The 21,833-nt window shown below is 37.0% G+C and carries 19 protein-coding genes; 3 read left to right on the top strand and 16 right to left on the bottom strand.

Annotation, left to right across the window (positions count from 1 at the left end; translation table 11 throughout):
* Positions 1-524: 524 nt before the first annotated feature.
* The 10 genes from GAB14E_RS03160 to GAB14E_RS03205 form a co-directional block, all read right to left on the bottom strand.
* Positions 525-845 carry a DUF6172 family protein gene (locus GAB14E_RS03160; protein ID WP_033084047.1) on the bottom strand — a complete coding sequence of 107 codons (321 nt, stop codon included), beginning with the start codon at positions 843-845 and terminating at the stop codon, positions 525-527.
* Positions 846-1,042: 197 nt separating this feature from the next.
* Complete coding sequence (gene pip / locus GAB14E_RS03165) at positions 1,043-1,999, bottom strand: prolyl aminopeptidase (RefSeq protein ID WP_033084046.1); 957 nt, start codon at positions 1,997-1,999, stop codon at positions 1,043-1,045.
* Between the two features lie 138 nt (positions 2,000-2,137).
* Positions 2,138-2,515 (bottom strand): DUF2237 family protein, encoded by a 378-nt coding sequence (locus GAB14E_RS03170; RefSeq protein ID WP_033084112.1) that lies wholly within the window; start codon positions 2,513-2,515, stop codon positions 2,138-2,140.
* A 178-nt stretch (positions 2,516-2,693) separates the two neighbouring features.
* Positions 2,694-3,362, bottom strand: a complete 669-nt coding sequence (locus GAB14E_RS03175; RefSeq protein ID WP_033084045.1) for a sensor histidine kinase — start codon at positions 3,360-3,362, stop codon at positions 2,694-2,696.
* A gap of 361 nt (positions 3,363-3,723) precedes the next feature.
* Positions 3,724-5,073: a tetratricopeptide repeat protein gene (locus tag GAB14E_RS03180; RefSeq protein ID WP_033084044.1), complete on the bottom strand. Its 1,350-nt coding sequence runs from the start codon at positions 5,071-5,073 to the stop codon at positions 3,724-3,726.
* Positions 5,074-5,102: 29 nt separating this feature from the next.
* On the bottom strand, positions 5,103-5,738 hold the full coding sequence (locus tag GAB14E_RS03185; RefSeq protein WP_033084111.1) for an energy transducer TonB: 636 nt from the start codon (positions 5,736-5,738) through the stop codon (positions 5,103-5,105).
* A gap of 37 nt (positions 5,739-5,775) precedes the next feature.
* Positions 5,776-6,186: an ExbD/TolR family protein gene (locus GAB14E_RS03190; RefSeq protein ID WP_033084043.1), complete on the bottom strand. Its 411-nt coding sequence runs from the start codon at positions 6,184-6,186 to the stop codon at positions 5,776-5,778.
* 71 nt (positions 6,187-6,257) lie between these two features.
* On the bottom strand, positions 6,258-6,743 hold the full coding sequence (locus GAB14E_RS03195; protein ID WP_414734068.1) for a MotA/TolQ/ExbB proton channel family protein: 486 nt from the start codon (positions 6,741-6,743) through the stop codon (positions 6,258-6,260).
* 54 nt (positions 6,744-6,797) lie between these two features.
* Positions 6,798-8,252 carry a MotA/TolQ/ExbB proton channel family protein gene (locus tag GAB14E_RS03200; RefSeq protein ID WP_081967900.1) on the bottom strand — a complete coding sequence of 485 codons (1,455 nt, stop codon included), beginning with the start codon at positions 8,250-8,252 and terminating at the stop codon, positions 6,798-6,800.
* Between the two features lie 6 nt (positions 8,253-8,258).
* Entirely contained in the window at positions 8,259-9,101 is an 843-nt protein-coding gene (locus GAB14E_RS03205) for a DUF3450 domain-containing protein (protein ID WP_033084040.1), read from the bottom strand.
* 399 nt (positions 9,102-9,500) lie between these two features.
* Between GAB14E_RS03205 and GAB14E_RS03210 the strand changes: the two genes are divergently transcribed.
* Entirely contained in the window at positions 9,501-10,196 is a 696-nt protein-coding gene (locus GAB14E_RS03210; protein WP_033084039.1) for a putative porin, read from the top strand.
* 482 nt (positions 10,197-10,678) lie between these two features.
* On the opposite strand, the gene pdsO is transcribed toward GAB14E_RS03210, so the two are convergent.
* Positions 10,679-11,605: a sortase-associated OmpA-like protein PdsO gene (gene pdsO, locus GAB14E_RS03215; RefSeq protein ID WP_033084038.1), complete on the bottom strand. Its 927-nt coding sequence runs from the start codon at positions 11,603-11,605 to the stop codon at positions 10,679-10,681.
* A 306-nt stretch (positions 11,606-11,911) separates the two neighbouring features.
* Here pdsO and pdsR point away from each other — a divergent pair, with 306 nt between their 5' ends.
* Positions 11,912-12,628, top strand: coding sequence for a proteobacterial dedicated sortase system response regulator (gene pdsR, locus GAB14E_RS03220; RefSeq protein WP_033084037.1), 717 nt, complete (start codon positions 11,912-11,914; stop codon positions 12,626-12,628).
* A gap of 2 nt (positions 12,629-12,630) precedes the next feature.
* Entirely contained in the window at positions 12,631-14,868 is a 2,238-nt protein-coding gene (gene pdsS, locus GAB14E_RS03225) for a proteobacterial dedicated sortase system histidine kinase (RefSeq protein ID WP_033084036.1), read from the top strand.
* A gap of 470 nt (positions 14,869-15,338) precedes the next feature.
* Here pdsS and GAB14E_RS03230 read toward each other — a convergent pair whose 3' ends face one another.
* The 5 genes from GAB14E_RS03230 to GAB14E_RS03245 all read right to left on the bottom strand — a co-directional run bounded on the left by GAB14E_RS03230 (position 15,339) and on the right by GAB14E_RS03245 (position 21,611).
* Entirely contained in the window at positions 15,339-16,241 is a 903-nt protein-coding gene (locus GAB14E_RS03230) for an LpxL/LpxP family acyltransferase (protein WP_033084035.1), read from the bottom strand.
* A complete protein-coding gene (locus GAB14E_RS03235; protein WP_033084034.1) occupies positions 16,238-16,936 on the bottom strand; it encodes a hypothetical protein in 699 nt (232 codons plus the stop codon). Before GAB14E_RS03235 ends, GAB14E_RS03230 begins: the two co-directional genes overlap by 4 nt.
* Positions 16,920-18,065, bottom strand: coding sequence for a zinc metalloprotease (locus GAB14E_RS03240; protein ID WP_033084033.1), 1,146 nt, complete (start codon positions 18,063-18,065; stop codon positions 16,920-16,922). Before GAB14E_RS03240 ends, GAB14E_RS03235 begins: the two co-directional genes overlap by 17 nt.
* Positions 18,066-18,131: 66 nt before the next feature.
* Positions 18,132-18,272 carry a hypothetical protein gene (locus tag GAB14E_RS24945; protein WP_156115787.1) on the bottom strand — a complete coding sequence of 47 codons (141 nt, stop codon included), beginning with the start codon at positions 18,270-18,272 and terminating at the stop codon, positions 18,132-18,134.
* A gap of 645 nt (positions 18,273-18,917) precedes the next feature.
* Positions 18,918-21,611, bottom strand: a complete 2,694-nt coding sequence (locus GAB14E_RS03245; RefSeq protein WP_033084032.1) for a TonB-dependent receptor domain-containing protein — start codon at positions 21,609-21,611, stop codon at positions 18,918-18,920.
* Positions 21,612-21,833: the final 222 nt, after the last annotated feature.

Below are 21,833 nucleotides of genomic sequence, written 5' to 3'. Positions count from 1 at the left end.
CCATATTTTATTGAACATATCTTATTGAGCATAGTTTTAACGTATTGCTTGCTCTATTTCCAGCAATAAAGTTTTCGCTCGTTCTACCGCTAGCAATAATTGCTTAACTAACATGCTAGAATTTTTAATTTTATATTCATATACGGCTTTAGTCTTAATTTACGTTTTTACTCTATATTTTTTACTATTAACTGTAAATAAATGTAACCATGCAATTACAATAACATTGAACCCCACCAATGACAACGCTGTCATAACCATAAATAAAAGCGGAATTTTATTGTCTATAGACGGAGATATAAAAACAAAAAAAGCACCCGCCGAGAAGCTGAGTGCTTTTTGTGAGGGTTTGCACCATAGATTATTTTTATTGATTGATAAAAACCGCATCAATAATTAACGATAACTGTATTTAAAGCTTGAGGTAGTCAAAAATTTATTTTGACTACTATATACGAGGCATATGCAGACATAAAAAAACCGAGCACTTGGCTCGGTTTTATTAATAAAGATTAAACGACTAACTATTCGTCATCAAAATCAATATCTTCTTCATCTCTTGGCGTAAAGGTTCTAATACCTTCTTTAGCGATGATTTCAATATAAAATGAAGTTAAACCTTCAACTTGAGTTTGATCAATGCGTTTATTAATATCTGATAATTGAACTGGCTCTGCTTCTTCTTTGGTATTACCAAATTGACAATCAAAGTCCCAGTAATCTGCACCCGCTGGTAATTTTTTATTGCGTTCTCTTTTCAGGTATTTCTTAACTTCATGTTTTACCGCGTCAACGCGTCTTTCAAGTTTTACTTTTTCATGGGTTAATTCAAATGTTTTTTTCATGGTTGGCCTTTAGTCAATGGCTACAATTGTTCGCTATTTAGCGCGAGCATAGGTATATATAAATCAATGCCGACTATTTTACGTTACTTTTAGCCAAGTAGCGAGATAGTGATGGCAACACAGGTAAAAAAACATGCTGCTGCCATTATTACTCTATTACAGTGACAACTTCTGGCCGGTAACAAGCACCAATGAACTTAAATCGATAACATAGCTGTTGTAGCGGCAAGCAGGTGGTGCTTAGTATTCGGCTCTACAGATGCATGACCAGAAGCTTCACTGAGAACAAGTGTTGATTTAGGTAATTGTTGGTGTAATAACCAAGCATTATCTGCCGGACAAACAATGTCATAACGACCATGAACTATTGCCGTAGGAATATCTTTTATTTTATCGCAATTGGCTAAAATTTGATTGTCAGTTAAAAAACAATCATTGACCATGTAATGCGCCTCATGACGAGCTAACGTCCAAGCATGATCATCGCCCGTTGCTGCATCAACAAATGCTTGGTCTGGTATTAAAGTACAACAACGAATTTCCCAAATACTCCACGCTGTAGCAATTTTTTGGGCTAGTTCTTTATCTTCACCAACTAACATCGCATAAGCAGCTTTAGTTGTCGCTTGTTCTCTGCCTAGTGGTAGAACATCTAAATAATCTTGCCAATAATCAGGGAATATACGTGTGGCGCCACCGCCTGAGAATGTCCAGTTAGTATCAACATCTCTGCCTAAGAAAATACCGCGTAAAACAAGGCTGGTAACACTTTGAGGATGAGTTTGAGCATACACTAAAGATAGAGTTGACCCCCACGAGCCACCAAAAACATGCCATTGCTGTATGTTTAAATGTTGGCGAATCTTCTCAATATCTTCAACTAAAAAGGTTGTTTCATTATTGTCTAAACAACCGTGCGGTAAGGAACGACCACAACCACGTTGATCAAATAGAATTATATGGTATTGCTCAGGATCAAAAAATCGTCTGTCATTAGTTGAACAGCCACCACCTGGTCCGCCATGAATAAATAACACCGGCTGACCTTCAGGGTTACCACATTGCTCTACATAAATTTGATGTTGCCCATCAACATCAAATAAGAAATCATTAAAAGGAGATATTTCAGGGTAAAATTCATTCAAGGTAGTCATTATGTCTATTCTCTTTATGCTAATTATTCTAATGAGGAACAGCCAAGTTGGTTAAGTTAATAAATCACTTAACCAACTTAGCTTTACTTAGTTTTGGTTTTAGAACTGGTATATTCAGTTAGGATTTAGCGCTAGTTTTTAACTCAGATCTAGAGCATATTTTTTTAAAATTTCAATAGGCACTATTTCTAAGGCTTTAATATGTGTTTTTCTTAAGTGAACTCTTGGCGCTCTATCACCTTGATAAGCTTCTAACCAGCGCATCGCACATAAACACCAAGTATCACCGGCTTTTATGCCTTTGAAATTAACTTCCGGTACGGGTGTTGATAAATCATTGCCCTTAAAACGTGAAAATTCTAGAAACTGCTGACTAGCTTCAATGCAAACAGTATGTGAGCCAGCATCTTGCTCACAAGTATTACACTTATTATCTCGAAAAAATCCGGTTACCGGATCACCGCCACAGGCAACTAACTCTTCACCAAAAACATTAATTGATTCATCCATTTCCATATCTTTTCTCATTGGTATGACAGTTGAACCCATCTTATACCAGTTACGATTTAAAGTGCAGAATTTCAATGACAATTAAAATGACTTTTGCTTGGAGGGTAATTACAAATATAGGAGTGATTTTTGTTTATTATCTTGCAGTCACCTCTCTGATAAACTCAACATAAAACAGTATTAATTACTCTTCATAATAAGGAACTAAAGTGCGGATCGTAGTACTTTTGCCTTCAATGGAGGAATAACTAATTGAGTAGCCATATTTACTGGCTCCTTCGACAATAGTTCTTGTACCTATGCCGTGTACTTTACCGTCGCCATGTTGGAATAATATTGTTTTATCTAATTCTTCTTGGCTCATGCCTTTACCATTATCAGTAAAGGTTCCCACTAAATAAGTCTCTTTCATCTCGATATGTACATCAAGTATTGTGGCTCCTGCGGCAATAGCATTACTGACAATATTTTCACGCAAGCGTACCAATTCGACTGGATTTAAATAAGCCTTTTTGGGCTCATCTATCATAGTGACTTGTAAGTTTATTTTTATATTATAAATTTCCATTAGCTTATCGTAAGCAGGCTTTGAGTTTTTAAGGAAGTGCTCCTGCACAGAAATCAATAAGAAATTTTTATCTGTCTGCGCTGATTCATCTGAGTCTTGATATGTTTGCGCGAGCTCATGTGATAAATCTCTAGCCCTAAGTAAACCTTTCGTCACTCGCTCAGCATAAACGTTCTGCTGTAACTCAGGGTTATTGAGCAGCAATATTTCAAAAGACCCCATGGCGATACCCAAATGATTATTTACATCATGGTTTAAAAACAATACATTTTTATTTTCACTCATAGATAAGGTTTTTTTATTTATGCCCTGTTATATAACGTAGACTATTGTAGTAAAAAAATCCGTTGCTTAAGCTATCAATACAAGAGTTAACTATGTATTTCATACTATTAATGCAAATAACCGATCTAGTTAGCCATTTTAATAAAACCTATTAGCGTAGTTATACAAAGAAATGTATAACAGAAGACAGATAGAAATAATTTAAGATTAAAGTGAGTATTGCGCTCAAATAAGGCATCAAAAAACCTATTATTTCGGACTATTTTAATTTAAGTTAACTTTTTATTATTCGCTCACTCGCGTACTAACCGGTTTAAAGCAAAAAAGCATCCTAAGACGCTTTTACCACGGCACTCATTAACTAATTCAGCATAGCTAATTGCACTTTATAATGTTGTTGCTCTCGCTCAACATACTTACCCCATTGCAGCGCGGTCTTTTTAGTGCTGATAAATTTTGACGCTTTAGCAAAAGATACCAAAGAAGATTCAAAGTGTTTAAGATTAAAATTAGCCATGCCTTGAATTAAGTGCATATTAGCAATCTCTTTAACTTTATTAACCTTACCTTTTTTATACTCAGCGTAACGAGCCAAGGCTAACTTTGACGAGCTTATCGCCTGTTGCCATTGTTCAGTATTTAAGTAAGTTTGCGCTAATAAAGCATCTGACTCGCCTGACTGTGCAATTGCACTAATACGAATCAACACCTTGATAGCTTTATTATTTTCTTTAGCGGCAAGGTAAGCTCGGGCAAGAGTGCTAAGGTTATATTTATCAGCAAAAACACTACCTTTTGCAATGGCTTGTTCCAAAATCCTAGCACTTTTATAAGGCGCACCATGAAATAAATACAGCTGCGATAAAGTAAGAACATCTGCCGACTTAATAATATAACCAGCTTGATAAGCCGCCTCCATTACCGCCATTTGTTTGTCTTCTTCAGCTATTTCACCGTACATACTTGCAAGTTGTAACCAATATTGTGGTTTATCATATAAACGCACTAGCTTTTCCATTACCTTGGTTACTTGCCTCGGTTGCTTAAGCTCATAATAACTAGCGCGTTGTAAAGTAAGCCAGTTTTCTTTCGGTAGCTTGTTTTTGACTTCAACAAGATTAATCGCCCTTTCAATATGTTTTAAGCTACTGACAAAGTTTTTGTCTTGATACAAAACTTGCGCAAATAACATTTCTTGATTAGCCGTTAATTCTTTAGCATTAGACTTTCGCCACTGAGTTAAATAAGCAAATGCCTCTTTATAGTTTTGTTGCTGCATGCTTAATTGCGCTAAAGAATAGAGTGTTGAAATGATCAAACTATCAGGAATAGCGGTCTCAGCAATAACTCTGTTAAAGCTATCAACAGCTAAATCAATATCGTCATTGCCATAATACATAAAACCGTAAAAATTGAATAACATCGCGCGCTCATAACTATTTAAACTATCAAGGCGATCTTCTACTTCTGCTAATACCGCAAAACCTTCTATTTTGTCACCTTCATCAGCTAGTTGCTGCGCCCTTGCTAATTGTGCATAAACGCGATTACGCATGGCTGGTACTTTTTTGCTTGCGCGATAACTTTGTTTTTTAACTGCCGCTTTGTCACTATTATCTACCGAACTGTCTACAGCAAAACTTTTATTAACTGTAAACATGACAAGTAGTATCAATGCTGATGTTAGTAGTAAGGCGTTTTTACTATTCATTATCTTAATCCTTATTTATTTGTTAATTTTTAACCATCAATCTCAAAACTAATTTTGTTTTGTACGCCAGCAACTTCCATTGCAATACCATCAACAACACGTGGTTTGTATTTGAACTTTGCCACCGCATCAAGAGCAGCTCTATCAAATACTCCCTCAGGTTTCGCTTGCACTACCATGGCATTACTAACAGCCCCTGTTTTGGTCACTACAAACTCAACAATAACAAACCCTTCAATACCACGAGACTGTGCTCTACGCGGGTAAACGGCAGCAACCTTAACAATCGGTAAATAATCACCATCACCACTGTCTAAACTCAAACCACCTGACAAGCCCATATCAGTTTGTATATCTGCGGCAAAACTACTTTTTATTGCATTGGTATTTGGATTAGCCTGTTGCATTTTAGGTGCTGTCATTGGCGGTGGTGGCTCTTTGGGTTTAGCTGGTTTTTGTGGCTTACGCTCTTTTTTAACGATTGCTTCATCTTTTTTTAAGCGGATAAAGTCAAGTACATTACCCTTGGCAGGGTCTGTCATCACTTCATTGCCACCAGCAATTAATTTCTGCATGCCCAAAAGTAAAAGAAAAGTCATACTTAATGCCAATGCTCCTGCTATCGCATATCGAGCGCCACTGCGTACTATGATTCGTTTCGACATATGTTGTGACATGTGCTGTGACATATTCCGTGACATATCAAGCCTCTTGCGCAGCAATTGAGACATCATAAACACCAGCAGCACGGGCCGAGTCCATTACCTTTATTAAGGTCTCGGTAGTAGATTTTTTATCTGCTTGAATAACCACAGTTCCTTGTGGGTTTTCTGCTTTTAGGCGTTCAATATTCGCTTGTACGCTACGGATATCAACTTTACGTTTATTGATCCAAATATCACCTTTATCACTAATAGCAACTAAGATATTGGCACGTTCTTTTTTTACTGCGGTAGCCGCTTCCGGCCGATTAACATCAATACCGGCTTCTTTAACAAATGAAGCAGTGACAATAAAAAAGATTAACAAGATAAAGACCACATCAAGCATGGGGGTCATATCTATTTCTTCTTTCTCATCTTGATCTTGTAACATTTGGTTTAAGTGACGCATAACTAACTCCTAAAACTTCTATTTTTTAGATAACTACTTCACTAAATACAAAGCAGCTAACTGTTGTTAATTTAATGGCTAACCGCCAAGTTATCAGCGAGTAACTCTGCTTCTTTTTTGGCATTTCGGCGTAACCAGGTCACTGTAAATACTCCTGACAAGGAACCAACCATACCTGCCATGGTAGGAATCGTTGCCCGTGATACACCCGAGGCCATTGACCTAGCATTTCCACTGCCCGAGATTGCCATGACATCAAACACTTCAATCATGCCTGTTACTGTGCCAAGTAAACCTAACAAGGGGCACAACACCACTAAAGATTGAATGAGTACTAAATTACGGTTTAGCTTAGTGGTACCGCGAGAAATTAATGCTTTACGTATTTGCTGGCTGTACCAAGACGTTTGCTCGTTTCGACCTTGCCAGACACTAACCATGTGTTTCTTTACACTGCGATAACTGTAAAAAACAAAAACAAAGCGTTCAAAAATCAGCAACCACATAATGAAGATTACGGCGGCAATGACGATTAAAACTTGCCCACCAGTATCCATAAATTCAGTTATTGCACTCGCGGCGTCGTTAAATTCCGTTAGCAAAATCACTATTTATGCTCCTTGACCTGCAAGTGTTTGGCTTTGAACTATCTCAGTTTTCTCAACTAGCTCAGCTGATTCTGCATTTTCGGCAATGATACCGGTACTTTCTTGTTGTAAAATATTAATAATGTTACGACTACGACCATTTAAGTAAGCAAATATAAAGACCATTGGAATGGCAACAACTAAACCTAGAACGGTAGTGACAAGGGCTTGAGAAATACCGCCAGCCATGAGCTTAGGATCACCAGTACCAAACAAAGTAATCGCTTGGAAGGTATTAATCATACCTGTTACCGTACCGAGTAATCCGATTAGCGGTGCAACGACTGAGATGATTTTAATTAAGGTGAGACGCTTTGATAACTTAGGCACTTCTCTTAAAATAGACTCAGACAATTTAAGCTCTAAGGTTTCGGTATCTAAATGTGGATTATTCTCTTTAACCTGCATAACACGACCCAGTGGGTTGTCACTCGATGCAGTGGATGATTTAAGCTGACGTTCAACTTTAGAGCCTATAATAACTAAGCTCACTAAACGCTCTAGCGCGATTAACAGACCAACAAAACCAATAGCCAAAATGATATAACCCACAGGTCCACCTTGGTCGACACGCTCTTTCAAGTCAGGTGCTTGCACCAATAAACTTAAGATTGAACCACCCGTTGGGTCTAAAGCAAAAGCAGTTGTTGCACCTTTATTATTAATTAACTCACTGGTAGTAGCTAAATATCGACTAGAGGGTTGTCTAATAAGCTCAGCAACAGTGCCGGTTTCATCTATGTACTCTAAGTACTTACCGTCTGAAATTAAGTTAAAACCTCCTACACGGGTAACAGCAGAATTTTTGCGGTCGCCATTGGCTAAAACAACTTCACGAGTAAAGGTTGTCACTTTACCGCTTTGGGTCATTTCACGTTGTAATTCAAACCATAAACGTTCAATGTCGTTAATGGATGCAAGTTTTGAACTTGAACCCATGCTCTGTGCAAATTCATCTAAAAACAGCCCTCGTCCGGGGATTTGTGCCGATATAACTGAGGTTTGAAACTTACTGCGGGTATCACCTGAAACTTGTTGCAGCACACCAAATAGCTCTTTTAATTCACCTAAACGTTTATCTAACGCTTCGGCCCTATTAGCCAGTTTCACTTCATTATCGCTAAAGTTTTGCTCAAGTTTTATACTTAGTACTAAAGCGTTATCACGTTGATAACTCATGTCATTCAGCATATTTTGCTGTTGGTTAACTTTGGCTTTAAATTGACTTTCTCTGGTTTTGTTTTGCTTAGTTTGTGTAATTTGACCTTGCGCTAGTTGGTTTAATAAATCATCTAGATTCACTGCCTCTTGTGCGTAGCTAATACCCACACTACTAAAAGCAGCTAAGGCGAGTGAAAGAACAGAAGTAGTCATTGCCTGCTTGCCGTTGCTATTGAATATTTTAGAAAGAATAGTCATTATTAATTACTCTGCTGGTGTCGAAGATTGGTTAATGGACACTACCGCCCCTGAGATAGGTACAAGAATTAGGTCTGGCGCTAGTTGTTTTCGCGCAATACGTAAGGCTTTATTAATGCCTAAACGATAGTCTTGCGATAAGGTTTTCCATTGCCCTGTTTGGCCGGTTTTTCCTGATAATTTCTGCCATTCCCCCAAACGACTACCATCTCGAGTTTGATACACTAAGCTCACTCGGCCGATACGTAAAAAATCAACATCCATTTTTTTACCTTCAATAGGTAAAACACCGCTATAAGCCTCAATAGTTCGGCCGTAATCAACTTCAATTTGGTATGCCTCTACTACACGGCGAAACTTCTCAGAAACGGCTATATCAGCACGTTTCATCATAGATTTTAAATCAGCAACACGCTTGGTACGCTCATTGGGTAAGAAAGGCACATCAAGCTTAACAAAAGCAGCTAAGGTACTAATCATACGTGCCATTAAAGGTGATATTTGGCGTTCAATAACACTCACTTCTTCCATCGACTTTGCTATTTGAGCTAATTCAGTTAATTGACTATCAAGCTGTGTTTGCATTTGTTGGTTATAAATACTGAGACCATCAACTTCTTTTGTTACCACATGAAATTGCTGTAGCTTAGTTTGTACTTGCTCAGTTAAGTTATTTACTCTCTGTTGTGATTTTACGGCAGATTGGTTAATTTTTTGACCTGCATTAACAACCTTACTTAATGAGGTTTCACTGGATGGATCAGTAGCATTTGCTGAAGTAGCAAAGATTAAGCTACTAGCACTAAGGCTAAGGTATAAGCTTGCTTTGGCGAGTTTAGACAACTTCATCGGTTTACCCTTTCTCTTAATCTCTTATTAATAAGAGTCTGATAAATTATAAATACCAAGAGTAATCTGCATTGTTAAATGCTCTTATTGGTATCCAAGAATGTGACAAAGTGTACCGAGGGAATATGACAGTTAAACTGAAGAAATATTACGCTTGTATTGCATTAAGATGTCACTTAAATGACAAGAAAAAAAGAGAACGATCAGACTTTAATTCGGAATAACAAGATATATCTGCACTATCACTTGATATGTTGGGACTGAGCAATTATAGTGCGCGTGAAATGGATTTTGACACCTAAACATTCAACTTGTTGATATTGTTAGATGTTACGATGAGCTCATATCCATTCACTTCTCCTCAGGAGCTTAAATCTACATATATAAAGGATATATATAATGAAAAAACATGCATTTCTACTTGGTTTATCTTTACTTTCTTCTACTGTTTTAGCCGATAATTACAATACCCAAGTTGATTTTGACTACCTCACTGTTGATGATTTCGATATCATAAAACTTGAAGGTACTTACTACTTTGACAGTGTAACTACTGATAATACCGCTTGGGCAGAAGCCGCTTTTATGGGCAGAAACAATAGCGCCTCTGTTAGTTACTTAGATTTTGATGGTGCTGCTTACGCATTGACTTTAGGTGGCGACTATTTCTATAACGACATATTTGTTGGCTTGGATGTTACATATACTGATACAGACTATGGCAGTAGCGATACTAACGTTTCCGGCGAAGTAGGTTACTTTTTCGCTCAAAACTGGTTAGTTTCTATTTCTGGTAATGATGAAGATTTTTCAGATTCTTTAGCACTTAATACAAAATACATTGCAACATTAGCTGATGAAGCATTTATCAATTTAGAAGCTTCATTTCTTAATGATGATAATGATTTTACTGCCGCTGCCGATTACTACTGGACAGCTCAATCAAGTGTTGGTGTAGACCTTTCTACTGAAGATGGCTATAACTTTGGTCTTAGTGCTCAACATTTCTTCACACCTGCTATTTCAGCGCGTCTTGGTTATATGTCATTGGATGACGATGATGCAATTGTTATTGGTTTATCTGGTCGCTTTTAATCATTAAAGAAAATTAACCAGTAGATAACTAATAGGTAGGGAGGACAATATCTCCCTACCTTCCTTTTCCCATTGTTAGGTTGAGCGAATTTTAGAACCAATAAATGGCCCAGCTTTACTGGTATTGCTAAATTTTTGTTTCACTTTCACATTAGCAACCAGGCCGTTAATCTCTATCTCAACTTGGCCTTTGAGCTGAAGTGCTTGTAAAAATTATTTGCTGTTATTTTACTTAAAAAGCAATGTGCCAGTACCTACCTCTTCAAGGTTAACTTGCTTGTAACCCTTACTATTTGAATCTACGCTCTTATTTTTGTTTTCAACTGCATAGGCATTGCTACTAATACCAAGAATCATAAGCAGAGTTATAATCGGAGCTATAGCTGAAAAAATAAAAATAGAATGAAAAATGTCGAGCAACCATCAGTAAAAAATAAAGGGAGTTAATGATAGCTCGACCAAAGTTGGGAGGGGCTGAAAGCTTAATTTATATCAGCTAATGTTTGCGTTTGTGCAAGCACTTGCTTTGGTATAATGACTTGCTGTGTTGTTACTTCAGGTGTTGTTACTTCAGCCGCAGATACTTTCTGCTCTAGTACTTTCTGCTTTGCTACTTTCTGCTCAGAAGAAGTCATATGATTTTGAGCTACGTCCTGCTCAGAGACAATAACTTGCTCTTGGGCAAATAATTGCACATCAACACGACGCTCATTGAAGTTACTACTTGTAGTACGGTTAGCTTGCATAGACTGACTTTCACCAAATGCTTCAGTGTTAATATACTGTTCATCAACACCTAGGTTAACAAGCATTGTTTTCACCGACTCAATTCTTGCTTGAGATAGTTTTAAGTTACTTGCTTCGCTGCCACTTGGATCGGAATAACCTGACAGGTGCACCGTCAACTCAGGGTTATCTTGCATCATCATAGCTAAATGCTCAATTTGGGCAGTGTAGAAAGATTCAACTTGTGCTGAGTCTACTTCAAAGCGAAGGTTTAACTTAAGTTGCTCTAATTTATCAGCATGGTTTAATGTTTTTTCTGTCAACGCTAACTCCTGTGTTAACAGCTGTTGAGTTTTCTCACTTTGCGCCAGACGTTCTTCCAAGCTCTGCTTGTCATTACTCAGCGATTGCATTGCCATTTTGTTTTTGACTAAATGTATCTCTGCGAGTTCTATTTGATCTTTTTGTTCCTGAGAATGGCCAATAAATAAGCCTATAGTACCGGCAACGATTAAACCAACAGGACCGGCAATCAAGCCACCAATTACAGCACCTGTGCTTAGTCCAATTATTTCATTGCTATTGTCACTGCTAATATCATTTTTACTCGTCGTTGATGAAGCCATAGCAGGAGTCATTGCCAGTGTTAAAATAATGCTTGTGGCGATTAGTTGTTTTTTCATAGTTGTACCCTCAATAATTTATTTAATATGTCTTAAAGTCATTTACTATTTTTAAGATTGGTTAATGTTGCTTACGGGATCTATTAAACAACAATGAAAGGGCAAAAGAGGGGTTGAATAATGGCAATGTAATGAGCAATTGTGGCGAAAAAAGGGCAATCACCGTTTGACTCTATTTATGTTGGATTTTATGGTAGATAATGTTGAACAATAGTTTAATGACATCATTTATCTCTGCATATAAATAACGTCATAAACGCTGCCACTAATTTTTCACACTAAACAATGTCGTTAAAAGGACGCTCAATGAGCCGAAGTATTGCTATCGTTGAAGACGATATTTCCATCAGAAAAAATTATACTGAGCTTTTAGAAAAGCAAGGTTATAAAGTACAAGCTTACAGTAATCGCAAGCAAGCCCAGCAAGCTTTAACAGAGAAGTTACCTGATTTGGCAATAATTGATATTGGTTTAGAAGATGAGATCGATGGTGGATTTACCTTGTGCCAAGCATTGCGTCAATTATCAAGTTCATTACCTATTATTTTTCTAACGGCCCGTGATAATGACTTTGATACCGTCAGTGGTTTAAGAATGGGCGCAGATGATTATTTAACTAAAGATATTAGCTTACCGCATATGCTCGCCCGAATTGCTGCGCTGTTTAGACGAATTGAAGCAATTCATAAACCCACAAGCAATGAAGACAATATTATTTGTGGCTCACTCACTTTATGTTTAGAGCGCATGTTAGTTCATTGGCAACAGCAGTTAATTGAGCTTACCGTAACCGAGTTTTGGTTAGTGCACTCTTTAATTAGAGTGCCTGGGCATGTAAAAAGCCGCCAGCAACTGATGGAAGATGCCAAAGTGTTTGTTGATGACAGCACTATTACCTCTCACATCAAGCGTATTCGTAAAAAATTCATCTTATTAGATAATAATTTTGACTGTATCGATGCAGTTTACGGCATGGGTTATCGATGGAAAGAGGATAATTTATCTGAGCATCAAGCGGACTAATAATGAAATTTAATCGCTTCTCCTTTCGCTTCGGTTTAAGAATAAAGTTATTTTTGCTTTCTCTCTTTTTATTCGCGATCCCATTATTAGGTTATCAATACGTATGGGAAATGGAAAAATATTTACGTGTTGGCCAAGAAAAAACCTTAATGGGTACAGTTCGTGCAGTCGCAACGGCTCTTCATGAACGGCCAAAGTTATTTAATCGACAAGCCAGTTTCTTACCGTCAGTACAAAAAGGCCGAGATTTATACGCCTACCCTATTGTTGATCCTATCCAACTCGACGGAAAATTAGATGATTGGCATAATCAACAGCGATCATTAAATTACCAACAAGATTATTTAATTGAAGGACATGATATTTATCAACCACAAAGTATCTCTTTTCAACATATGGTGGGTAAATACCGTGATCATCTTTACGCCTATTTTTCAGTAACAGACGACAGCGTTGTTTATAGAGCTGAAAACAGTTTAAAAATAGATAGAAATGACTTATTACAAATTGCATTCATTACCCCTGAAGGTGATTTTCGTCGCTATATTATCTCAACCAAAGCGCCTGGCTGGGTAACCGCTTATGAGATTGATCTTAATGCATCCACAGGCTTATCCAACACTTCAACAAACAGCTCGCAAGACAGTTCCTTCGATAATAAACCTTTAGCTCCAGAGCCCAGAATTCAGGGAGTATGGATTGAAACAGAGCAAGGCTACACTATTGAATTACGACTGCCATTAACCTTATTAGGAAGCCAATTAAGTTTTGCGATTAGTGACATTGATCAACACCGCAAAGATCAAAAAATCACCTTAGGTACGTCACCATTTAAGCAAGCAGATCAATTAGGCACAGTTTTATTACCTTCCCCTGAAATTGAACGTATTTTAAAAGGTTTAGATCATAGTGAATCTCGAATATGGGTAGTCGACAAGCATGGTCGAGTATTAGCAAAAGCCGGTGATATTAAAAATTCAGTCGGTGTTTGGGGAAAAATGACCAAGCCTGCTCTTAAAGACACTTGGTACCGGCCATTTCAACAGCAATTATTAGCAATATATGACAAAATTTTAACGACACCACCCAAAGATTTTAATGATCAACTATATGACGTAGCTCACTTACAAGGTAGTCATCTAACAAAGGCATTAAATGGTAAACACGGCGCAACTTGGCGTTTAACAACAGATAATAAAGCCGTTATTTTATCTGCTGCTTATCCAATATACAGTGATGGCGAAGTAAAAGGCGCGGTCATTGCTGAAGAAACCACTAATGGTATTAGAACCTTAAGAAATCAAGCGTTACAAAGTTGGTTTAACGTTATTTTAGCGGTAATGGGATTGGGTACCTTTGCCCTGTTTGTGTTTGCATCTCGCACCTCAAATCGAATTCGAGCATTGCGTAACCAAACAGAACAAGCGATTGATGAACAAGGTAAAATAATTAACCCCATAGCAATAAGCAAGGCATCTGATGAAGTTGGTGATTTACAGCGTAGTTTCGCTTTAATGGTTCAACGCTTAAGCCAATATACACAATACCTTCAAGGCATGTCGGCAAGTTTATCCCATGAATTAAGAACGCCCGTAGCCGTGGTAAAATCGTCTCTCGAATCGTTAGAACTTGATTTACCCGCCAGCCAAGATAACGTCTACATGCATAGAGCAAAAGAAGGCGTTAATCGCTTATCTACCATTTTAACGTTAATGAGCGAAGCCACTCGCTTAGAGCAAAGTTTACAAAATACCGAGCGGGTAAGTTATGCCATAGACGAAGTTGTTTCGGGATGCGTGCAAGGTTACCAATTAACTCAACCTCAGCAAGCTTTTACGCTTTCAATCGATGCATTTGACGATAGCGTAAGCAATAAAGAAAACCAGGTTAATGGTGGGCCCGAACTACTTGCCCAACTTTTAGATAAATTACTGGCCAATGCAGTAGAGTTTTCTACGATAAATACCAATATAGATATAAAACTAATACGTAAAAATGATCTCTTTATTTTAACCATTGGCAATATAGGTGAATTATTACCTACAGCGATGCAAGATCGTTTGTTTGATTCTATGGTATCAGTACGCAAGAATAAGCAAAGTCAGCAGCCCCATTTAGGTTTAGGCCTTTACATTGCTCAGCTAATTGCACACTTTCACTATGGTATCGTTGAATTAATTAATAATAAAAATGCGACTGGTGTTGATGCCATAGTAACGATTCCCACAGCAAAAAAATAAAGATTAGTCCGTGCAGTAATTATAATTATCGGAGAGTAATTAAGTTCCATATCAAGTATTAAATATTCTTACTGAAATTGCTAAAAAATCTCAATCACTGAAGCTTATAATGATCACTTTGTGCGCTTAGTTGACGTTATCTGCTGGTTGTTCTTTAGGTCAACTGATAGCCATAAGCTGACATTAGGTTTATACCTGTACTTGAAACTTGTTAGCCTAAAACTGCCACATATAATTTAAATATGTCTATTAATTTACACCTAAAATCTTATTCAATATTTTTCGTACAAATATCTACCCAATCTCAAAATCGGACAATAGAATCAACTAGAGCCCACATAAAATTAGAGTAATAAATCTAATGCGCTTTCGCCCTCAAAGTGCCATAGAAACCTCTAATCTCGTGATCTAAATTTAAAGTATGTAGCAGACCATGTCACATGTTTTTTATCATGTGTTCAATTAAAGAATTATACTGTTGCAATGGGACTGTTCATATCTTCAGTTTTGATTGTAACTACTGTCTCAATAGGATGATCCACTATGAGATATTGCTTCATTTGTGATAAGTATTGCCAGTTATATGGTTGCTCTCTTATACATTTTTCTAAACGTGTGTACACAAGTTTGGAAACAGCGTCTGATTTTAGGAGTTCAGGTCTTATGGGCTCGTGAATTTTAATTTCAAGCCTTCCATTTTTAAAGTCGGCAACACCTGAGACTACAGCAGCCCCTGTTTTTGAAACCATATACTCTATTCCTGACATGCCTGCCATTATTTTATTGAACATAGGTACAGCTATAAAAGCACTACTGTACTGAAATATGTCTGGGTACATTGATAACCACATACCATTTCTTAAAGATCTAATGGATTTAACTAGATCTCTAGTGTTGTTATGAAAAATTAATATATCTTCTTCATCGCTATCAAATACTTCTAAGTGTTTAGCGTTTCCTGAATTAACATCTTTAGAATCAAAGAAAGTACCTAATTTACTTTTATTGGCGGTTAAAAAATTGCTTAAACCAATAGCAGCAATTGATTGTATGGATTGGTGAGGTGTTATTATTATTGCCCCTTCGTTACTTTTTGCAAGTAACAAGGCCTGTGGGTGTATTTTGTAATCTACAAATTCCGTTATGAACTTGATTCGAGACTTTGGCGATAATTTTCCATACCACCGCTGTAAAAGTTGACCTCTAGAAAAGGTTATGAAGTGCTTTATTGTGTCGATTTCAGCCTTATTATTGCTATAGCCGAAGAAGTAAGTCAGGTTATATTTAATTACGGTCTTATTTACTGAAATAATGTACTTATAATAACCCATTATCCAGGCAAATATCGAAATAACATACAACGCAGCTTTCATACAACTTTCTCTTTTTGATGGCGTAAGATCAGTTTTTTTAGGGCTTCTTTCTTTATCTTCATTGGAATTGAATAAAAGGGAAAATACCTCGATATATTTTCGAGACTCGTATCATTTTTGCTACTCTTTATATACTCAGTAATGATTGTAGTAATGTCATTCACTATTTTGACTTTACCTTCCCTTGAGTTCATATCTGCAAAGCACGAACTAATTGCATAATCATCCATTTTGATATAACTGATAATATTCTCTGAATTTTTTAGCAATGCAAAAATTGTAAGGGGTAACTCATAATCTAGCGTTAATACTGATGTATTTACATTAAAGTTAGCAGGTTCTACATCTGTATCAGGGGTATAAATAAAAATAGTCTTTTCTACTTCTTTCCACTTAGCTTTAAACTCAAGGTATGTGCATTGAGTATTATTACTTAATTTATTACTTGCTCCTAGTTTACAAATTTTATAATCAGTATTATCTTTTACATATTTATAGAATATATCATTGTCTGTCTGATTAAATGATTCAAAAAAAAGAACATTATGGTTTCCATTAAAGGTATCAATTCGATCATAAGTTTTTGTTATGTTCCGCAACCACCTATTTACACAGTTCTTTAACTTAAACTTAACACTAGTTTCCTTCTTAAGAACCTTTGATAAAACATAATTAAAATCACCTTGATTTGCCATTATAAAGCTCCCTATTCCTATATGAGTTACTGACTAAATGAATGGTTCGCATTGTGATCCTTAATATGCCGACAACCATAAATAACATTAAGATAAGCCCTAACACTCCACCAAGTAACGTCATAATAGTTATTTCCGAATTAACTCCATCATAAAGGCTCTTAAGTAGGTTGAGTTGATTATTGAAGAAGCTGGCTATTAGTAAAATGTAAAGAACAGCTATAGCGATATAGCAATATGCAAATACAATATTCCTCACACCTACTGACCTAAACGAAAACAGACCTCTAGCCACATAACTATGAAGGTTATTAACATCAAGTACATCGCACAAAATCCAGTATCCATCAAACTTAAACAAAGGATTTAAAGTAAATATAATTGATATTGTAATTAGATTACTAGCTGATATTGCCGTAGCACTTTCAAACACAATTCCATAAGAGATGACTACCAACAGAAATATTAATTGGAAAAATACACCACCAAATGAAACCCATGCACGTTCAGATTTAGTTAGTTTCCAACTTTCATTTACATCAGCATACAGAATGGGAAATATATAATACAATCCGAAACCAATTTCACCTGCCTTACCGGTGTATTTTGTCAGCGCACTAGCATGACCAATTTCGTGAAATATCACACTCAAAAAATATAATAGTAAAATAAGTATTGGGTCACTTAAAAAAAGAAATTGATTAAACTCTATTACTCTAATTTCTTCACCATATATGCCAAAACAATAAAATAGTAAAACAGCTAAAATGATAAGTTGTGTTTTTGTAAAGAGAATTGTAAAGGGTTTCGATAATGTTGTTACTGACTTACTACTCAATAGCTCTAAAGTAAAAATAAAACCTTCAAGACCATGCTTTTTATTATCGACCCCATCACCAAGTAAACTTAGTTTATGCAAACCTTCGATAACACTTTTGGAAATTAACCCGTTGTTTTTACAATATAGATCAAATTCATCTGCTGTATTGGAGTGCGATTGGACTTTTTCTAGGAATAGGTTTAATTCGGGGGATATTTCACTATAACTACCATTTATTTTTAGTAGATATCGTTCAGCCTCATTAGAGACTGAAAGTGAAAATTTTGAAAATTTTATTGGAAATTCCATTTCCTGTATATTTCCGATTTTAATTAATAAAAGAGGCCTAAGCCTCTATGAAATTATAAGTATTACTTAATATGGGTTACTACATGAATTTGGTTGAATACCATCTTCGCATGGTTCCAATATTTGCGCATCAGTTACTGCGGTGCTAATGATCTGCATCTCTAAACGTGTGTCTAGTTGTTCTACATCAAAAATACTACTATCCATTATTTTCTCCATTTTTTATTGTTCGAGGTTACCCTCTATTCCTTTTGGTACGATACCAGAAGTGAATTCTTTTAGAATCAATTCTCAAATAATTACCTTGAATTATATTTACAGAATAAATAAATCTTGTAAAGATTTATTTAACATTGGAATATTCACTCATACTTATTATTGAAACTAAGTCTGGTCTCCTTAATAGTTACTGTAACTCTAGACTAGTTGCTAGCGTTGCAAAGACCATACATAGCCATAGAACTATTAAATATTTAATGCACAAAAAATCACGTAAATTGATGTTAATCGAATGTCCGGTTTCGGTGTTTTTATTAAAGATTGAATTTTAATTATTCAAGTCTTTACATGAAATATTAGAACAACTTCATTATAGGATTCAAGGCAGCTTAGTCGGCTCACTTGACGCTAGGTAAGCCAAAGCTAACGTCCGGTTTCGTATCTAAGTGAACATAAATGTGCCCAACCTTGGGGACTAATTTAGGTCAGTAATGTGGTAAAAACTGAACGGGTTTACTGAAAATTTAGTAAAAAATTTGTGCGTATTTCAATTTGATTAACAAAGTAAAAACGCAGTATAGTTTTCGAAAACCATACTGCGTATATAATTAAAATTACAAACGATTAATTTTGCTAAAAATCCCATTTCAAGGCGACTTCAAAAGATACCCCTCGAGTTTCACTGCGCATTAACGTGTCTTCAAACTCAAGTTCCTTATCTTGATTTAAGATATTTTGTACCTTAAATTTCAACGTTGATGAGTATGTTGGATAGTAGGTATAGACCATATCAAGGGAATGGAATGGTTGCTCATACGCATCATCCTTACCATCTATTCCCGGTATGATTATACGCTCAGCAAATACGTTATAAGCAAGTGTTGCACTGTGATTGCCATTAGGTGCATCCCAACCTAAGTTCATATTAACCACCCAAGGTGAATGTCCGGTCATGGCACGTGTAGGGTTAGTAATAGTGGTAGAAACCCCCGTTTGCTCAACCACTTTTTGAGTATCTATGTTTATCTCTGACTCACTTATCGTAAAATTACTAGATAAGAAGAAGTCTCCGCCATGCATACCGGCAAAGTCCCCCAAGAAGGCAAAGTCTTTTAAAAACTCTACTTCAAGTCCATAAACATAACCGTCTTCTGCATTGGCAATTCTGATTAAGGGTGGGCCATCTTGTGCCGGTGATTGTACTGCTTCTATAGGTTGGTCCATATCCTTGTAGAATAAACCAAACGAAAGGTTATCACCTGTAGGTAAGTACCATTCCCAACGCAAATCATAATTATCAATGGCGGTACTATTTACGCTTGGCGTACCACCAATCGGAAAACCGGTCAAAGGGTCAATATAAGTAGCTGGCGCTACCTCTCGAATATCGGGACGGATGGTGGTTTGTGCATAGGAAGCACGAAACTGCATTTCATTATTGAGCAAATAAGTGAGCGCTAATGCGCCAAAAACATCATCCTCTTTAAACGCAAGTGCAGCTAAATCATCTGTTGTAGGCTGTGCAGGTAAATCGAATTGACCTGTTGCGGGATCTAATGGTGCAACAACTTGACGAAAATCTTCATAACGTAGCCCTAAGTTTACTCTCCACTTTTGTGCAATGAAAAAGTCACTATCAATAAAGTAAGCATCTACCAACTGAGCCGAGTAGTAATCATCACCATCAATAGAGGTATCATTAAGAATTAGTTCATTCGCTGTTAACGGCTGATTTAGCATGACATCATCATTTAAAATGACAGCCATTTGATATCCACTAAAGTCTAAATTGTCAAAGGCAAGCGTGTTGATATCTATACGTCTTGCCATAGCATCACGGGTCTTTTCGATAAAATTACCGCCGGCTTTGATCTCTAATTCGACATTACTAAAGTTAACCGGTAAAGAAAAGCTAAAACCATAGTTTTCAACCTTATCATCTAAGTCTTGAAAGCTATAACGAGAAGCTTTTTTCGCGTTGCGTAGTGAGCTTTCATTGATGGGGTCAAAGATACCATCTTCTGCTTGGCTATTAGAGCCGTCGGCAATGATATAGCGGGTTGATATATTGCCAGGAGCATAACGGTTCGAACGGGCATCAGAGTAAAACCAATCTGCACCTAAGTTCCAAAGTCCAGCGAAGTTATGTGTGCCTCTAATTTGATTGGCGATCATTTCTCGCTCTTCATAAATAACTTCACTATCACGTATTCTTACCCCATCACTAATGGTGTTATTACTGTTATTGCCGAGTTTATCGCGTATTTCATCTCGGGTGTCGTGCAAAATTAACGAACTGAAATCAATGCGGTGATCACGTTGAAACTCTAAGCCAACATTGAACATGGCTGAAAACCGTACTGTATGTTCAGTAGAGTGAATATCATCAAAACCACGTACCATAGACCAGCTATCCCCCTCGCCTTCCCTACCTTCTTGGAAGGTAAAGTCCTGCCCTTCATACTCTTCTGATACTTGCCATTTATTATCATACGAAACAGCGGTTAAGAAACCTAAGCGGAAGTCGTCAAAATCAAAACGATTACCTAAGGTGACATCAAAGCCGGTATTAGGATTAATACTGGTAGCTTGTGGGTCATAGTCACGGTTCAACTGTGCAGCAATTTCACGATTTTCTTGCTGTGACAAGTCATTTAAAGAAGTACGACTTTGCCATAATTTTTGCAGTGCTTGTGGCGCAGCACGGGTACCATCATCCATGCCATACCAATCATCTTCACCGCCGTTATAACTTAAGCCATCATCAAAATTATTGCTGTTACCACCCAACTTGCCTTGCATGGTAAAAACAAAATCCGTTGGAATTGTTTTTAGACGTATATCAACATTACCGCCAGCAAAATGCGCTGGCATGTTAGCAGAATACGATTTTTGTACTGACAATGACTCTATAATAGATGCGGGAAATAAATCCAGCGGGATCACTGTACGTGTTGGATCTGGGCTCGGTACTGCGGCACCATTAAGTTGCGTACTAGAAAACCGCTCACCTAAACCACGCACATAAATGTACTTGCCATCAACCAAAGTGATACCCGTTACTCGGCGTAATGCCGCAGCGGCATCAGAGTCACCGGTACGTGATATTTGCTCCGCACCAAGGATATCAGCAATAAAAGCTTGGTTTTTTCGCTCTTGCATGACTGCACTAGCGGTACCTTTTAAGCGACTTGCTTTGACAATCACTTCTTCCATCGCCTGCTCATCAACATTATCTTGTTGCGCTGACTCAGCATAAGCGTTTGATAAACCACAGCTAGCGGCCAGTGCCAGAGTGAGCATGGAGTATTTGAATTTTGTTTTCATTGAAAACCTCTTGAAACTTCTTTACCGGGAAAAGAAAAAACAACCCGCTGCAACCTAGTCATTCGCGAGGGCTAGGAGCCTAGTTTAATGACCCTAGAATCAGGACTAGAAATAACCAGAATGACCTGTGCTTTCTATATAATTAATTTGCGGTAGAAACTAACATGCGAGATAAATTAAAATGCTGTAGTCGCTAATTGTTCTTAGAGCAACTACAGCATT

The organism is Colwellia psychrerythraea (genome assembly GCF_000764185.1).
GTDB lineage: Bacteria > Pseudomonadota > Gammaproteobacteria > Enterobacterales > Alteromonadaceae > Colwellia > Colwellia psychrerythraea_B.
The sequence above is the reverse complement of the archived record's forward strand: the minus strand, read 5'-3'. Positions and strand labels throughout refer to the sequence as shown.

Excerpts from the sequence above, each read along its gene's own strand:
- GAB14E_RS03160 (WP_033084047.1), bottom strand. The coding sequence starts at position 845 with ATGAAAAAAACATTTGAATTAACCCATGAAAAAGTAAAACTTGAAAGA.
- pip (WP_033084046.1), bottom strand. The coding sequence starts at position 1,999 with ATGACTACCTTGAATGAATTTTACCCTGAAATATCTCCTTTTAATGAT.
- GAB14E_RS03170 (WP_033084112.1), bottom strand. The coding sequence starts at position 2,515 with ATGGAAATGGATGAATCAATTAATGTTTTTGGTGAAGAGTTAGTTGCC.
- GAB14E_RS03175 (WP_033084045.1), bottom strand. The coding sequence starts at position 3,362 with ATGAGTGAAAATAAAAATGTATTGTTTTTAAACCATGATGTAAATAAT.
- GAB14E_RS03180 (WP_033084044.1), bottom strand. The coding sequence starts at position 5,073 with ATGAATAGTAAAAACGCCTTACTACTAACATCAGCATTGATACTACTT.
- GAB14E_RS03185 (WP_033084111.1), bottom strand. The coding sequence starts at position 5,738 with ATGTCGAAACGAATCATAGTACGCAGTGGCGCTCGATATGCGATAGCA.
- GAB14E_RS03190 (WP_033084043.1), bottom strand. The coding sequence starts at position 6,186 with ATGCGTCACTTAAACCAAATGTTACAAGATCAAGATGAGAAAGAAGAA.
- GAB14E_RS03195 (WP_414734068.1), bottom strand. The coding sequence starts at position 6,743 with ATGGATACTGGTGGGCAAGTTTTAATCGTCATTGCCGCCGTAATCTTC.
- GAB14E_RS03200 (WP_081967900.1), bottom strand. The coding sequence starts at position 8,252 with ATGACTATTCTTTCTAAAATATTCAATAGCAACGGCAAGCAGGCAATG.
- GAB14E_RS03205 (WP_033084040.1), bottom strand. The coding sequence starts at position 9,101 with ATGAAGTTGTCTAAACTCGCCAAAGCAAGCTTATACCTTAGCCTTAGT.
- GAB14E_RS03210 (WP_033084039.1), top strand. The coding sequence starts at position 9,501 with ATGAAAAAACATGCATTTCTACTTGGTTTATCTTTACTTTCTTCTACT.
- pdsO (WP_033084038.1), bottom strand. The coding sequence starts at position 11,605 with ATGAAAAAACAACTAATCGCCACAAGCATTATTTTAACACTGGCAATG.
- pdsR (WP_033084037.1), top strand. The coding sequence starts at position 11,912 with ATGAGCCGAAGTATTGCTATCGTTGAAGACGATATTTCCATCAGAAAA.
- pdsS (WP_033084036.1), top strand. The coding sequence starts at position 12,631 with ATGAAATTTAATCGCTTCTCCTTTCGCTTCGGTTTAAGAATAAAGTTA.
- GAB14E_RS03230 (WP_033084035.1), bottom strand. The coding sequence starts at position 16,241 with ATGAAAGCTGCGTTGTATGTTATTTCGATATTTGCCTGGATAATGGGT.
- GAB14E_RS03235 (WP_033084034.1), bottom strand. The coding sequence starts at position 16,936 with ATGGCAAATCAAGGTGATTTTAATTATGTTTTATCAAAGGTTCTTAAG.
- GAB14E_RS03240 (WP_033084033.1), bottom strand. The coding sequence starts at position 18,065 with ATGGAATTTCCAATAAAATTTTCAAAATTTTCACTTTCAGTCTCTAAT.
- GAB14E_RS24945 (WP_156115787.1), bottom strand. The coding sequence starts at position 18,272 with ATGGATAGTAGTATTTTTGATGTAGAACAACTAGACACACGTTTAGAG.
- GAB14E_RS03245 (WP_033084032.1), bottom strand. The coding sequence starts at position 21,611 with ATGAAAACAAAATTCAAATACTCCATGCTCACTCTGGCACTGGCCGCT.